General features: G+C 49.9%; 19 protein-coding genes and 1 pseudogene. All 20 read left to right on the forward strand.

Annotated elements, in window-relative coordinates; genetic code table 11:
* Nucleotides 1-46: 46 nt before the first annotated feature.
* The 20 genes and pseudogenes from G3M70_07205 to G3M70_07300 all read left to right on the forward strand — a co-directional run bounded on the left by G3M70_07205 (nt 47) and on the right by G3M70_07300 (nt 14,505).
* Complete coding sequence (locus G3M70_07205; protein QPJ61684.1) at nt 47-1,390, forward strand: AAA family ATPase; 1,344 nt, start codon at nt 47-49, stop codon at nt 1,388-1,390.
* A complete protein-coding gene (locus tag G3M70_07210; GenBank protein ID QPJ61685.1) occupies nt 1,387-1,710 on the forward strand; it encodes a hypothetical protein in 324 nt (107 codons plus the stop codon). The genes G3M70_07205 and G3M70_07210 overlap by 4 nt, the downstream gene beginning before the upstream one ends.
* Nucleotides 1,700-1,942 carry a hypothetical protein gene (locus G3M70_07215; protein QPJ61686.1) on the forward strand — a complete coding sequence of 81 codons (243 nt, stop codon included), beginning with the start codon at nt 1,700-1,702 and terminating at the stop codon, nt 1,940-1,942. Before G3M70_07210 ends, G3M70_07215 begins: the two co-directional genes overlap by 11 nt.
* Before the next feature lie 367 nt (nt 1,943-2,309).
* Nucleotides 2,310-2,681, forward strand: a complete 372-nt coding sequence (locus G3M70_07220; GenBank protein QPJ61687.1) for a hypothetical protein — start codon at nt 2,310-2,312, stop codon at nt 2,679-2,681.
* Nucleotides 2,678-3,004 carry a hypothetical protein gene (locus G3M70_07225; GenBank protein QPJ61688.1) on the forward strand — a complete coding sequence of 109 codons (327 nt, stop codon included), beginning with the start codon at nt 2,678-2,680 and terminating at the stop codon, nt 3,002-3,004. Before G3M70_07220 ends, G3M70_07225 begins: the two co-directional genes overlap by 4 nt.
* On the forward strand, nt 2,997-3,299 hold the full coding sequence (locus G3M70_07230) for a hypothetical protein (protein QPJ61689.1): 303 nt from the start codon (nt 2,997-2,999) through the stop codon (nt 3,297-3,299). Before G3M70_07225 ends, G3M70_07230 begins: the two co-directional genes overlap by 8 nt.
* Before the next feature lie 2 nt (nt 3,300-3,301).
* A complete protein-coding gene (locus tag G3M70_07235) occupies nt 3,302-3,868 on the forward strand; it encodes a DUF3486 family protein (protein QPJ61690.1) in 567 nt (188 codons plus the stop codon).
* On the forward strand, nt 3,855-5,351 hold the full coding sequence (locus tag G3M70_07240) for a hypothetical protein (GenBank protein QPJ61691.1): 1,497 nt from the start codon (nt 3,855-3,857) through the stop codon (nt 5,349-5,351). Before G3M70_07235 ends, G3M70_07240 begins: the two co-directional genes overlap by 14 nt.
* Entirely contained in the window at nt 5,351-6,949 is a 1,599-nt protein-coding gene (locus G3M70_07245; GenBank protein ID QPJ61692.1) for a DUF935 domain-containing protein, read from the forward strand. Before G3M70_07240 ends, G3M70_07245 begins: the two co-directional genes overlap by 1 nt.
* Nucleotides 6,949-8,166 (forward strand): hypothetical protein, encoded by a 1,218-nt coding sequence (locus G3M70_07250; GenBank protein QPJ61693.1) that lies wholly within the window; start codon nt 6,949-6,951, stop codon nt 8,164-8,166. Before G3M70_07245 ends, G3M70_07250 begins: the two co-directional genes overlap by 1 nt.
* Nucleotides 8,167-8,415: 249 nt before the next feature.
* Entirely contained in the window at nt 8,416-8,877 is a 462-nt protein-coding gene (locus G3M70_07255; protein ID QPJ63739.1) for a phage virion morphogenesis protein, read from the forward strand.
* Nucleotides 8,877-9,902: a hypothetical protein gene (locus tag G3M70_07260; protein ID QPJ61694.1), complete on the forward strand. Its 1,026-nt coding sequence runs from the start codon at nt 8,877-8,879 to the stop codon at nt 9,900-9,902. Before G3M70_07255 ends, G3M70_07260 begins: the two co-directional genes overlap by 1 nt.
* Nucleotides 9,903-9,973: 71 nt before the next feature.
* Nucleotides 9,974-10,330: pseudogene (locus G3M70_07265) on the forward strand (hypothetical protein).
* A gap of 257 nt (nt 10,331-10,587) precedes the next feature.
* Nucleotides 10,588-11,496: a head protein gene (locus tag G3M70_07270; GenBank protein QPJ61695.1), complete on the forward strand. Its 909-nt coding sequence runs from the start codon at nt 10,588-10,590 to the stop codon at nt 11,494-11,496.
* A gap of 95 nt (nt 11,497-11,591) precedes the next feature.
* Nucleotides 11,592-11,963 carry a hypothetical protein gene (locus tag G3M70_07275; protein QPJ61696.1) on the forward strand — a complete coding sequence of 124 codons (372 nt, stop codon included), beginning with the start codon at nt 11,592-11,594 and terminating at the stop codon, nt 11,961-11,963.
* Complete coding sequence (locus G3M70_07280; protein QPJ61697.1) at nt 11,964-12,395, forward strand: DUF1320 domain-containing protein; 432 nt, start codon at nt 11,964-11,966, stop codon at nt 12,393-12,395.
* Nucleotide 12,396: 1 nt separating this feature from the next.
* Nucleotides 12,397-12,840: a DUF1834 family protein gene (locus tag G3M70_07285; protein QPJ61698.1), complete on the forward strand. Its 444-nt coding sequence runs from the start codon at nt 12,397-12,399 to the stop codon at nt 12,838-12,840.
* Nucleotides 12,841-12,842: 2 nt separating this feature from the next.
* On the forward strand, nt 12,843-13,088 hold the full coding sequence (locus tag G3M70_07290; protein QPJ61699.1) for a hypothetical protein: 246 nt from the start codon (nt 12,843-12,845) through the stop codon (nt 13,086-13,088).
* A complete protein-coding gene (locus G3M70_07295) occupies nt 13,078-14,040 on the forward strand; it encodes a hypothetical protein (protein QPJ61700.1) in 963 nt (320 codons plus the stop codon). The genes G3M70_07290 and G3M70_07295 overlap by 11 nt, the downstream gene beginning before the upstream one ends.
* Nucleotides 14,041-14,109: 69 nt before the next feature.
* A complete protein-coding gene (locus tag G3M70_07300; protein ID QPJ61701.1) occupies nt 14,110-14,505 on the forward strand; it encodes a hypothetical protein in 396 nt (131 codons plus the stop codon).
* Nucleotides 14,506-14,510: the final 5 nt, after the last annotated feature.

Genomic DNA, 14,510 nt, shown 5'->3' on the forward strand with positions numbered 1-14,510 from the left:
TAAAGGGGGCTGGGGGGATTATTAAAAAAACGAAAGGCATTAAAAAGTGATACCGAACCAACAATTGGAACTGGATTTCAACGGCCTCAAACTTATCCGGTGCGGTCGCTACCCCAATTTTAAGGATCGCCCGGACTGGCAGATCGAAGGACTATGGGCACATGCCGGTGTGGGTATGGTGACTGCCCAGGAAAAAGCAGGCAAGACCTGGTTGATGTTAACCATTGCGCTTTGTATAGCTTCAGGCACACCTTTCCTTGGGCGGTTCCCGGTTCGCCAGGGGCCAGTCATCGTCTACACACCCGAGGGCGACCGGAAAGACCTTCAGGATAGAATCGATCAACTATCCAGACGCATGGGTATTGAGTTGGCAGGGTTGGATTTTTTTACGGCAGAAATGAACGGACTCTGCATCGATTCCCCCGCCCATCAGGAAACCATCATGAATGCGATTCAGGGTGTGGGCGCAAGCCTGGTTATATTCGATCCACTGCGGGATTGTATGGAGGGTCAACTTTCCAATAACGATGATGCCACCGTGGTCACCAAATTTTGTCTGCAAATTCAACAGGAACACAACTGCGGAGTGATGATTTCCCACCACGAAAATTCAGACGGGAAAATGATGGGAGCCAAAGCCTGGTCCGCCTTTGCCGATTCACTCTGGCACCTGCGTGTCGCGGATGGTGATCAAACCATCTTGTCAAATATCCAGCGAAAAGAGAAAACAGTAGAAGATTTACAAATAGCCAGAGTCAAAATGGATGACGATATCGGTCTTGAAATTGTCGGAAACAGCCAGCCATCCAAAACCCTGGACGACCATATTCTGGACCTGCTCACGAAACTCCCTAAGGGGTCATCCATGACCGTCACAAATATCCGGGAAAATTTACGTAGAAACAACATTTCTGCCCCCAACGAAAAGGTGTCCACCTCCGTGGGTCGGTTGAAATTCCACAAGGAAATTGTGCTGACACCGCCTTACGGGTACCGTTTGGCAACCCCGGAAGATTTTGCTCAAAAATCGGGCGAAAAGCCGTCCGTCCGTGAGGGGGTCCCTGAAAATCAGACGGACGGGACGGGAGTTAATGTTAAAAATGAGGGTAAAAACTCGTCCCGTCCGTCCAAATCCCAGTGGCCGGGTGACGGACGGACGGGTTTTGAGGGTCAAAATGGTCCGGAACCCGTCCAGGCCACCCCTCCTGCCACCACCGGCCTTCCAGACCTCCAAAAGGCCCATGAGGGGGCGGACTATATATATGGAAACAACTCGCAAAATACTCCCCCTTGTAAAGGGGGTTGGGGGGATTATTCCGAAAATGCCCTCAAAAACCGCCTTTATGAGGCAGGGTTCGACCACACCGATATTGAAGGAATGTCCGAGTGAGATTTGAACCGTGGATGAAGGAAATTGAAATTAATGACCTCCCCGAGGTCTATCAAGGGTTGGCCGAGAAAATCGGTCTGGAGCACACCCTGATCGTCATGCGCACTTTTGATGGCGAGCAGAAGTATTTCCGTCGTGTCAAAACCAGCATGACCCACGTGCGGGACCGCGTCATGTTCAGAAATTGGAACGGATACAACGAGAGTGATCTGGCAGAAGAGTTCGACCTCACTACAAGAATGGTGCAGATCATTTTGGGAAAATTTATGGTAAAAGAATGTAGGTCGAATCCAAGGCAGGAGAGTTTGTATGATGAATAAAGAAAACGAAATAACAGGACCATTCATAAAAAAAATAGAAAGTAAAAAAAGAAATTATCGAGATTTCGAGGGATTGAATATTAAGATGCGCGCAATATCAAAATCCTTTGTTGGTTTTACTTCTGTCTGCGCTGTCAATCCCAGAGTGATTTCAAAATTTATTTCTACCTATCAAAGCCTCACCCCTGCGCAAAAAGCCGCCCTGGCTTTAGAGGATAAAGAAAACAACTAATCCCCTTCACGTATACCCCGTCGTTCTTCCGCGAAATATTTCGTAGAACCCCTTCACCAGACTATTCCCGTCTAACAAGATAATCTGCGTTCACTTTTGATTTGGAGCGCGGGTATGAACGGGAACCAACTAATCCACCCCAGCGAAGACTTTGCGAAAACCCTTCCCACGCCGTGGGCCGTTGCGCTGTGCGCTTCGGCCTGCGGTCCTACCCGACCGAACAAAGCAAGGCCGCTGAAACTCAGGTGAACATATGAATCATGTGTAACTAACACACCAAGGCCCGAAAGGGCGAGGCCGTGAAGCGCGTGGAGGACCGGGGTTTCCCCGGTCCTCCCTTGATAAACCAGAAAAGGAATTTTCCTCTATGAAATTTTTAATAACAATTCTGATCAGTCTGGTGCTTGCCGGGTGCTCGACATTTTCAACCGTGCCTACCGAGGCAATGTCCGCCGCGAAATTGGAAATGGTTCATGTAGATGGCCAGAAAGAAACCAGCCTGAACTACTCCAACCCTAAGAGTGTGGGGGGTGAATTCACAGGCCACGCCTGGGTGAAGATCGATCCGGTCACTGGAAAGGTGGATATGGGCGTTAAGGGCGGAGCCCAGGGCGGAACCGACGTTGATCTGTCTCACGCAGTCGAACACGCCAGGGTTCAGTCCGAGACCATTAGAGACGGCCTCAAAACCATGCGGGGTTTGGCGGAAAAATTTCCGGGATTGGCGGGGGGATTATGAGTCTTGAACTTTGGCAGGTGATCTCGTTTGTGCTGGCCGCTCTGCTCAGCGGCCTGGGGTTCATGGTGCGGCAGGCGTTCAATCAATTGAAAAATGATGTCGATTCTCTGCGCGGCGAAATCCGGTCTATTTATGTTGAGCAAAGCGAAGGACGCGAAAAAATGTATCGGGAATTCGTGGCGAAAGAAGACCACCACATCTACATCGGAAAAATGGAGGGTCTATTCTCTACCGTTTTTCGCGACCTCAAAAACCTGACGGCAACGTTGAATCAAACCATCGGGCAGTTGAATTATTCAAGGGAACAAAAGCGAAATGATTAATCCAGGCATGGCAGAAGTGATTCGAGGGCAGGTGCTGGAACTGCTGTCAACAGATTTTGACGGCAAATTGTCATCCAGGGTTTTATTGCTGATGCTCAATCAGGCGGGGCACTCCCTCACCAAGGCGGATGTGTCATCAATCCTTCGGTATCTCGCAGGCGCAGGCAAAGAACTGATCGATTTTAAAAAGCACGATAACGAAACCTGGTACGCAATGCTCCTGCCAAAAGGCCGGGACCTGTTGGAAGGCCGAATCGAAGTGACAGGCGTTATGTGCCCTTACTGCGGGGACTGATCGTGCCCAACCGAGCGCATTCAAAAGTCGACAAATTGCCGGATGAAATTCGCGACCAGGTTCAAGAGCTTCTGGTGAAAGGTGCCACCATCGCCGAGGTGGTCGACCACCTGCAAGACCTCGCGCACAAAGGCGAAATCAAGCCCAGTGACGTTTGTTCCAAGTCTTCTGTCGGTCGCTATTCAAAAGGGTATCTACGCTCCCTTGAACGGATCAAAGTGGCAACCAAACAATCAGAGGCAATCTGCAAAGCGGCGGGTGAAAAGGGAATGGAGATGGAGCAGGCCGCTGTCTATCTCGTTATTAACGAGCTTATGCGAGTGATCATGCCGGATGAAGGAGAACTGGATCCGGAGATTGTTGCCAAAGCTGGAACTGCCATTGCAAAGCTTCAGACCTCTGGGGCAACTCGTGAACGGGTCAAAATCCTGATCAATAAAGAACGTGAACGCCTTGCGCAGGAAACGGCAAAAGCTGTGGACAAAACCATGAAACAAAAAGGATTGAGTCCGGAAGTTGCTAAATCAATCCGGGAGCAAATTTTAGGAGTGCCAAATGCAGGTGGCTGATCAACCCACAGAAGACAGGCGAGCCGGTGTGTTGTTGGGCTACCAGCAACGTTGGGTTGCTGACCGCTCTCCAGTGAAGGCTTGTGAAAAGTCCCGGCGTGTTGGTCTTACCTGGGCAGAAGCCGCTGATTCAACTCTGGATGCCGCAGAGGCCGAGGGGCAGGACACCTGGTACATCGGATACAACAAGGAAATGGCGCAGGAATTTGTATTGGACTGTGCCGAATGGGCAAGGCACTACCATCTCGCCGCTGGTGAAATGGAGGAGTTCGTTTTTGAAGATGGTGACCGCAGCATTAAGGCCTTCCAGATAGTGTTCGCTTCCGGAAATCGAGTAACTGCACTTTCATCACGTCCGAACAACCTGCGTGGCAAGCAAGGCAAAGTCATTATCGATGAGGCTGCATTCCATGATGATTTGCCAGGACTTTTAAAAGCCGCAATGGCTTTGCTTATGTGGGGCGGCAGGGTTTCAATAATTTCTACCCATGATGGTGATGACAATTACTTTAACGAAATCCTGAAAGAATCCCGCCTGGGGAAACTCCCTTACAGCGTCCATCGCATCACGCTCGATGATGCTTTGAAAGATGGTCTGTATAAAGCCATCTGCCAAAAGACGGGCAAACAATGGTCGAAGGAAGCAGAGACCGAATGGCGTGAGGAGCTGATCGCTTTTTACGGCGATGATGCAGATGAAGAGTTGCACGTTATCCCCTCCAAAGGAACCGGTATTTATTTTTCCCGCGCACTTCTTGAATCCAACATGAGTGATGAATACCCCGTACTCACCTGGGTATGTAAAGAAGGGTTTGAGCAGGAACCGGATCACGTCCGTGAGCGCGAGTGTGATGATTGGCTGGTGGCCAATGTTCTGCCTGAGCTTCAGAAAATCGAGCCCTGGGAAAAGTGCTGGCTGGGTAAAGACTTCGGGCGGTCCGGCGATCTTTCCATCCAATGGCCTTTGATCGAAAACAAAAACCTCACCTACCGTGTTCCATTTTTGATCGAGTTGTCCAACGTGCCTTTTAAACAACAGGAGCAAATCCTTTTTTATGTATGCGACTACTTTCGGGATAAGGCGCGGCTTATGGGTATCGCGCTGGACTCCCGAGGTAACGGGGAATACCTGGGTGAAGTCGCCATGCAACGGTATGGCAAGAACCGCGTAGAGCAGGTGAAGCTGACCATTCAGATTTATGGCGAATGGATGCCCAAGTACAAGGATGTCTATGTCGAGAAGTCCTGGACCATTCCAAAAGATGCCGACGTGGTGGACGATCACCGGCAGGTCAAGATGGAAAAGGGAATTGCAAAGGTTCCTGATACCGGGCGCACCAAATCAAAGAAAGGTCTGCAACGTCACGGAGACAGCGCGATTGCAGGCATGCTGGCCGCTTACGCCCGTGAAACTTTGGAATGTGATGAGTTTGACTATGAAACAGTCAACAAGCGCGAATTTGAAATCAAAGGTGCGTACTGATGATATCCCTGTTTGATCAATTCAATCGAGAAATTAAGCCGGAGAAAAAACCGGAACAAGATATCGTATCGACTGCCACCATCTACGATAACGAACCCGGATTTCAATCAGCAGGACTGACCCCATTAAGGCTGGGCAATATATTGCGCGAAGCAACTCTTGGTGAGCCGCTTCGTGCGATGGAGCTGTTTGAGGAATTTGAGGAAAAAGACACGCACCTGTTGAGTGTTCTTTCAAAAAGGCGTGGCAGAATCTCAGGGCTCAATTACAAAGTTGAACCCGCATCACAGGATAAAAAGGATCTTGAGATTGCAGAATTTATTCTCGAAGTCATTGAGGGTCTCCCTGATTTTGAGGACAACATAAAAGACATCACAGATGCCATTGGCAAAGGGTATGCCGGTCTCGAATTGTGCTGGGACCTTCAGGGGTCTCGGCATGTTGTTAAAAATATGATCCGGGTTGAGCCCAGGCGGTTCATGTGGCGCAAGCTATCGAATCCTCCACGTCTCCTTACTGATTCCGATTCTGTTGAAGGGGTCGAATTAAAGCCCTTCAAGTTTTTATTCCACGTTCACAAAACAAAATCAGGCCATGCGACCCGGCAGGGTTTACTGCGAGTTTGTAGCTGGATGTACCTGTTTAAAAATTTCGGTGTGCGCGATTGGGTGAAATTCGCCGAAGGCTATGGGATGCCCATGCGTATCGGCAAGTATCCATCAGGCGCAAAGAAAGATGAAAAGGATCAGTTGATTGCGGCTCTTAGGTATCTGGCTTCGGACGCTGCCGCGATCATCCCGGAAGGCGCGGCTATCGAACTCATAGAGGCAACACAAAAAGCTGGCAGCGATCCGTACAAGCCTCTTGCTGATTTTGCTAATGCAGAAATTTCAAAAGCAGTACTCGGTCAAACCCTCACCACCGAGCAGGGCGATAAAGGTTCCCGGTCGCTGGGCACCGTTCATGAAAACACTGAAGATGATTTGCAAAAAGACGACTGTGAACAGGTTTCAAAATCCATTCGCCGCGATTTTATCCGGCCCCTGGTCGGGTTCAATTTTGGCTGGGATGTCCCCCTGCCCTGGATTCATTTTGAGTATGAGAGTGAAGAGGACCTGCTGGCAGAAGCGCAGCGCTATAAGACGCATCTTGAAAGTGGTGTTGAAATTCCAGCAAATCATTATTACGAGAAATTTAAAATCCCGAAACCGGAAAAGGGTGAAGAGGTTTTGGGCGGTCGGTCACCAGTTGAGCAGGGCCGCAAGGAAGAACCGGAAGAAGAGGCTCAGGAGGATGCCGAAGAAAGCGCATCAAAGGAGCAATTCTATTCCGCAACAGAACAGCCTGAAACCGATGACAACCTTCAGGGTTTCCTCGACCGGCTTTTAAAAGAAGCAGGGCAGGAATCGCTCATTGACCCTGTGCAGGATTTGCTTTTGTCCTCCAAATCCCTGGAAGAGTTTCGCGATGGGCTTCTCGATTTGTATACAGAAATTCCTGTGGATCAAATGGGTGCGGTCATTCAGAAAGCTTTTGAGTCATCGGAATTGCTTGGGCGGTTTGAGTCGCTTCCGGATGATGAAAAGGAGGATGCCTGATGCCCTTGCAGTTCACCCAGCTTCCCTTTGAAGAAGCCATCCGGTTCATGCGCGATAAGGTCCGCCTGCCAACTCGCGACTGGCGTGGTATTGAGCGCGGTATGCATTCCCGCGCCTTTGTGGTGGCAGGGGCCATGAAAAGTGAATTGCTTGCTGATTTCCATGAAGAGGTAACTAAAGCCATAGCGAATGGAACAACGGTGGCCGACTTTAAAAAGCAGTTCAATTCCATCGTTCAAAAACACGGTTGGACTTACCAGGGAAAACCGGGATGGCGGGCTGCTTTGATCTACAACACCAACATGCGCACCGCCCACGCGGCAGGTGCAGAAGCGCAGATGCAACGCACTAAAGCGCGAAGGCCCTATGCCCGATACATCGCCGGACTTTCAGTTGAGCCCAGGCCGGAACATCTTGAATGGCACAACACCGTTTTGCCGCTCGATCACCCCTGGTGGCACACCCACACCCCGCCCAATGATTGGGGCTGCAAGTGCAAAAAAGTTTCGGTGTCAAAACGTGAAGCGGAACGCGATGGCTTGCAAATTTTAGACGACGCGCCAAGAAACGGGACCTACAAATGGAAAGATCCCCGCACCGGTAAAGAGCACACCTTCCCCAGCGGCATCGGCAAATTTTGGGACTACAATCCAGGTCGCGCCGCCTGGGGACAGGTAGAAACAAAACGCCTGGCAGATGGCGCCGCTACAGCGAAATGGAAATCATTGGATGATCGCGGTCCAGATGATTGGGATCGGTCAGCCGTGGTGCCGGTAGATGCTGTGAAAAAAAGCGAAGGCCCTCACGCAAAAAAAACGGGAGACGTGCGAACTCTTTTGAGGGATGCAGTGGGCGGTGATGACGTGACATTTAAGGACCCTTACGGGGATTTTGTAAATGTCAACCAGGGAATAGCGGATCACATCCTGGAAGCACCGGATAAGCGTGTTGATGGACGCGAGAGGTTTTTCCCCATGATTCAGGAAACCATAGAAGATCCGTATGAAATCTGGGTGCAGTTTGCGCGCAACGAATCAACCGGAAAAGTCGAACTCAGAAAACGCTACGCAAAAATGGTCCATTTGGATAAGAAGCGGACTCTCGGATTGATCGCCCAAGTTCACAATGGAAAGTGGATCGGGTTTGATTTTTTTCGCGGGTCAAAGTCTGCGATGAAACGATTAAGGGCGGGAATGTTGATCTGGGGGAGGGAATGATGGCTCTGACTATGAACTGCCGGGACAGCCACGTCACATACCGGAGTGATTGGGTCACGGCCCCACTCTGTATGGGTTGGGCTTGCGCTCTACATCCGGGTCGCCACTCCCGAACCTCTGTAGCCATTTTAACGCCGGGGACAAAAGATGGCAAGTGAGTCTGAATTTATTGACGTTGTGGTCGATGACAACGGCCTGAATGAAAAGCTGGAACGGCTTCACGCCAGACTTTTAAACCTGACTCCAGTCATGCAGGAGTTCGGGGAAATCGGCCTGGCTTCGATCACCAAAAACTTTGAGGTTGGTGGCAGGTATTCCGAAGCGGGTTCATGGCGCGGCGGCGATAAAAAATGGAAACCACTCTCTATTGTCACCCTGCTTGGTGGTGAAGCGTTTGGTGAAAAAGGCAAAGGAAAATTCAGAAAGAAAAAAGACGGTTCTTTGACCAAGCGTGGTCAGAAAAGACTGGATGGAAAAAAAATCCTGATCGGTCAGGGCAACCTTTTGAATTCGATCAGCTCAAAGGCCGACATTGATTCGGTTCAATGGGGAACCAACATGATCTACGCAGCTATCCACAATTTTGGAGGTAAGGCAGGACGCGGGAAAAAGGTCGACATTCCCGCAAGACCTTACCTGGTGTTGCAGGATCAGGACCTCGATGAAATGACCGCAGTACTGGACGATTACCTGACAGGAGATTTTCAATAATGGATGAACTATACGCTCTTAAAATTTCTCAACTGGGTTCAAAGGCTCCTGAATTTATCCAGATCGCACCCCTCGGAATATTGCAGGATGGACAGGGCCGGAAGTTTGAAATAACTCCGGAAGTCGTTCAGAAAATTATTGATGTTTACAGCAATCGTGAAAATGATCTCGTTATCGATTACGAACACCAGACCCTGGACGGGGTCATTGCTCCAGCCGCTGGATGGATCAAGGAACTGGAGGATCGAGGAGAACAAGGGCTTTGGGCAAAGGTGGAATGGAATGCGCGTGGAAAGGGTTTTATTGAAGCTAAAGAGTACAAGTATTTATCGCCTGTGCTCCTGGTTAAAAAACAGCCAGGTGGAATTGGAATTCCCCAGCGTTTGCATTCCGCCGCGCTGACAAACAATCCGGCAATCGATGGCATGGTGCCGTTGATTAACAAAAGTCAATTGAAGGAGAAACAAAAAATGGAGCTTGCAAAATTGATAACCCTTTTGGGTATTTCAAGTGTCTCGACTGAACAGCAGGTTTTGGATCACCTTTCTGCAATGAAGGCAGAAAATGAAAAAAAAGAAGGTAGCAAAGTGGTCATTGAAACCATCCCAATGAACCTTGCTTCGGCTTTGGACCTAAACGAAGGCGCGACCATCTCCGAAGCTGAAGCGACTGTATTGGCGCTCAAGCAAAAATTGGAAACGGGTGAAAGTGCCCGTGTCGAAAAGTTGGCCGACGAAATCGCCGCGATGAAAGCGGATAAGGCAGTTGAGGCCGCCATGAAGGAAGGCAAGGTTACTGCCGCCCAAAAAGAATGGGCGCAGGAGTACGCCAGGCGCGATCTTTCGGGGTTTGAGCTGTTTGCATCCAAGGCCACGCCTGTTGTTCCTACCGACCCAGCTCCTTCAGGTGATGAAATCACCACCGGTCAAAAGCTGGATGAAACCACAATCGCCCTGGCCGAAATTTTTGGAAACTCCCAGGAAGACCTGGTGACGTTCGGAGGCGTTGAGGCTCCGGCCAACTAAAAACAAAACCTGAATTTTTTCAAAAAGCAGACCCCGTATTTTTTGAATAAACACAGAAAAGGAGAAACCGAATGACGGCATTAACAGAAGATCGCAATACCCCGCGCCGGGAAGGGGTTATCTACAATGACCCAGTTAAAGGAGGGGTGACCCTTTTTGGTGGGTCCATGTATTCCCTTGATGCCAATGGCCTTGCCGTGCCCGCATCTGATACTGCAGGGCTCAGTAACGTCAGGGGGATCGTTCAAGAGCGGGTTGATAACTCAGCCGGTGGGGATGGGGATAAAACCGTCGATGGCCGTGAAGGAGTATTTCAGCTCACATCATCCTCCCTGGTCAATGCAGACATTGGAAAGGCCATGTATGTGTCAGATGACCAGACGGTAACAAAAGCATCTACGACCCATCAGGTGATGGCTGGTGTGCTGGTCGCAAAAGATAGTGCAACGAAGGCGTGGATTGCTATTGGCGTCCATGCTCGGGTAGCAAAGGCGGTCGCGTTTGTCACGCAGGACGATGCAGACGCCCAGGGGGCGACCTACGTTCAGGTCGATGCTAACACCGTGGCTGATTTGGCCAATGCCAACAAGGCGGCAATCAACGCCATCATTGCCGTCCTGCAAAGCGCAAAGTTGATCGGCTAGTCAGGCTGATTCAAAAATAAAAAAATAAGGAGAAACACAACATGCTTGTCAACGCGTCAGTGATTCAGGGGTTGTTCACCAACCTCAAAACAACTTTTAACAAAGCATTTGCGGCAGTTGAGCCTGTTTGGCCAAAAATAGCAATGGAGGTGCCTTCTACCGGTGCATCCAACGATTATTCCTGGCTGTCAATGTTTCCAAAAATGCGTGAGTGGATTGGCGAAAAATATGTCAAGGCTCTTGAGGCATTCAATTACCAGCTTGTGAATCGTGATTTTGAGGCAACGGTCGAGGTGAAACGTAAACATATTGAAGATGATCAGATTGGCATCTATTCGCCATTGGCCAAGGATGCGGCCCACTCCGCAAAGACCTGGCCAGATGAGCTGATATTTGAAGTGGTTAATGGGGCTTTTGCCAGTCTTTGTTTTGATGGCCAGTATTTTATTGATACCGATCACCCCGTTGGAGACGGAGTTGTCTCGAATAAAATCACGGTGAAGCTGAAAGCGGGAACGCTGGCCGAAGCGCAGGCCTCTTTCGGGGCAGCTAAAACCAAAATGCGTGAATTTAAAGATGATGAGGGTCGACCACTTGGATTGCGCCCAAATGTATTGCTGGTGCCGCCTGCACTGGAGGACACCGCAAACCTACTTATGGACAGCGAACGACTCCAGGACGGCAAGCAAAACCCTTACAGGAATTCTGCTGAGGTGGTTGTGGGTGATTATCTGACTGATCCAGATGCCTGGTTTTTGCTGGACACCACGCGCCCTGTAAAACCCTTTATCTTTCAGCCAAGGAAGAGGCCTGTCTTTGTTTCCCAGGTCAACATGGAAAGCGATGATGTGTTCATGAAAGCTGTTTACAAATACGGTGCAGAATCAAGGGGTAATGCCGGGTACGGATTCTGGCAATTAGCGGTCGGGTCAGACGGTTCTACGGGTTAAGTCTTAATCCTTAGCTTTAGAGGTCGAATTTATGCCGGGGTTATCTAACCGTTAACCCCGGCATTTATAAAAATAAACAAAATGGAGTATCCACAATGCCTTTAAAAATTACATGCCAGAAAGATGGTTTCTGCCGTGGTGGTCAAAAACATTACCGGGCCGAGACAATCTGGCCGGATGAAACATTCAATGAAGAACAGCGTCAACAGCTCATGGAGGAGCCTCTGCTGCACGTTGTTGTTCTGGAAAGTCCGGAGCCAGAGGAAAATGAAAGTGGTTCCAACGGCGGAAAAAAGGATAACAGCGGCTCTTCTTCTGAATTGCTAAAACCACCCTACACAGAAGAGCAGCTCAAGGGTATCGATTGGTCTGATCTAACCAAAATGCTGGGTGATGAATATAGGCCGGGCATGAACAAGGAAACCGTTATCAAAATGTTGTTGGAGAAAAAAGGGGCGGTTTCTTAAATGCCTTACTGCGCCCAAACCGACATCGAGCAGATGCTGCCGCCTGATGAGCTGATCCAGCTCACAGACGACAGTGGGCTCGGTGTTGCCAACACCACGGTGATCGCCGCCGCGATCAACAAAGCTGATGAACTGATCGACAGCTACGTTGGCAAGGTCAAGACGGTACCGCTATCGCCTGTGCCGGGCATCATTAAAAATCTTTCTGTGACCCTTTCGATCTGGTTTCTTCATGAACGCAGAGGGCTTGATGATGAAGTTCGGCGCAGAGCTTTTGAGGATGCCGAAAAGCGGCTGGATTCGATATCTAAAGGAAAGATCACCCTGGGCGAAGAGGAAGCAACCGCTCCCGATGAAACCACGGAAGGAGATTCGGTAATTTATCAGGCACCTGAAAGAAATTTCACGAATGAAACGATGAAGGATTTTTGAAATGTCAGCGGAAATCGAAGACATAGAGGATTTGGTATTGGCCGCCGTCAACGCGGCACCGCTCAACACTTATTGCAAGGTGTTCGAGCGTTATGACGGTCAGTTCAATGTTGACGATGTGAACAAGATCAAATCCAGACTTCCCGCAGTCTTTGTTGCGTGGACCGGTGACCGCTTTGATGAGCAAACACCCTTCACCACCTACATGGACAATGCCAACGTGTCTGTGGTGGTGGCCGCTTCCAACCTGCGCGATGATCACGCTTCAAAACTTGGCAATACCGGGGCGTTCAAAATGTTGGGGGATGTTAAAGACTTGCTCCACAAAAAACAGCTCGGCATCACAGGTTCTTATCCGCTGATTCTCACGCGTCGGGTGCCGTTGATCGATATACCAGGTCTTGCGGTATTCGGCCTGGATTTCAACCTTAAATTTCTGGATTAAAAATGGAAAACAAAATGATCATGACCCAGCGATCAGGCGGGGTGACCATAAAAAAGGCGAAGCCTAAACAGGACCCGCCCAACGAAAAGCCAACCGAGCGGCCTTACACCCGCGCCGAACTTGAGAAGATGAGCATGAAACAACTTCGAGAAATCGGCACACCCCTTGGCGCGTGGGACACATCAGCTAAAGAGTTGATCGAAGAAATCCTGGTCGCTCAGGAGAAAGGAAAAACCAATGGCTCTTAAAAAAGTTTCACTGGTCCTTGCTAAACAGGAAGTGACCTACGGCACAGACCCCGTTCCCGTTCCAGGCGCCAATGCCATTCTGGTGAGTAGCCCAGAGGTGAAGGTCGATGGTGAAAGGCTGGTGCGCGAGTTTGACAGTGCCACCCTGGGTGCATTAGGCCATGTGATTGGCATCAAAAGTGCCACAGTCACCTTCTCGACAGAGCTTAAAGGTAGTGGCACGGCCAATGCCGGTGGCGCGGGCGATGTTCCAGAAATCGATCCGTTGCTTCAGGCGTGCGGATTTGCTCTCACGGCCACCGCTGAATCCGGAGGTGGCGTTGGAGATGGCGACCTTACCTATGACCCGGTTTCAACCAATCGAAAATCCGTCACACTTTATATTTACCTGGGCGATGTGCTCCACAAAATTACCGGCGCTTATGGGAATTTCAGCCTCGATCTGAATGCTGGTAAACACGGCGTGATCAATTGGGAGTTTCAGGGTCTCTATATCAAGCCGACCGATGCGGCGATCCCAGGGGGAGCTGCGTACAACGCCCAGGCTCCGTGGCCGTACCTTTCTGCCAATCTCACCCTCGGTGCGTACAGTCCAATATTCGAAGGTTTGTCAATCGACATCGGAAACTCGCTGTCCGTCCGAAAAGATGCCAATTCCGGATCCGGTGTGGTCGGTGTCTCCATCACCGAACGCGACGTCAGTGGTTCCCTGAACCCGGAGTCAGTGCCAGAGGCAACGCATCCATTCTGGACCGATTGGGAAAATGCAAACTCTAAAGCATTGTCCACTCTCATTGGTGGCATTGACGGCAACAAGATCACCATCACCGCGCCCAAGGTCCTACTCAATGAAATCAACTGGGGGGATCGTGACGAAACCCGCATTTACGAAACGCCCATCACCCTGGCGCGAAACTCCGGGGATGATGAAATCAAAATAAAATTCCATTAGCCCCTTTCTCCCCCTTGTAAAGGGGGCCGAGGGGCTTCTTCCAAAACATATAGAAAGGCAAATTGAAATATGAAACCCGTATTAATGGATAAAGAGATTCACTACGTTCCAGAATGCGATCGCAATTTACCAACCGAGGATCAAACCATTTTTCTTTTGAAACCCCTGTCTGCAAAAGACGCGGCATCCATGCAGGACAACGTTACCCAAACCAAACTTGGCGGAAATGATGGGGATACCGTGATGTTGATGCAGTCCGGTACCCAGGCGTTGAACGCCTTAAAAAAAGGTCTCGCCGGATGGGAAAATTTCAAAGACGCACACGGCAAAGAAATTGAGTTTCGGCACAACAATGGAGCGCCTCGACCTGAAATGTTTGATTTGATCCCCGCAAAAGTCAGGCAGGAACTTGCCAACGTGATCATAGAAGGGTGTGACATTTCGGGGGAAACGGAAAAAAACTGAGGTTG

Origin of the sequence: Candidatus Nitronauta litoralis (assembly GCA_015698285.1) — a bacterium.
Taxonomy (GTDB): Bacteria; Nitrospinota; Nitrospinia; order Nitrospinales; family Nitrospinaceae; genus Nitronauta; species Nitronauta litoralis.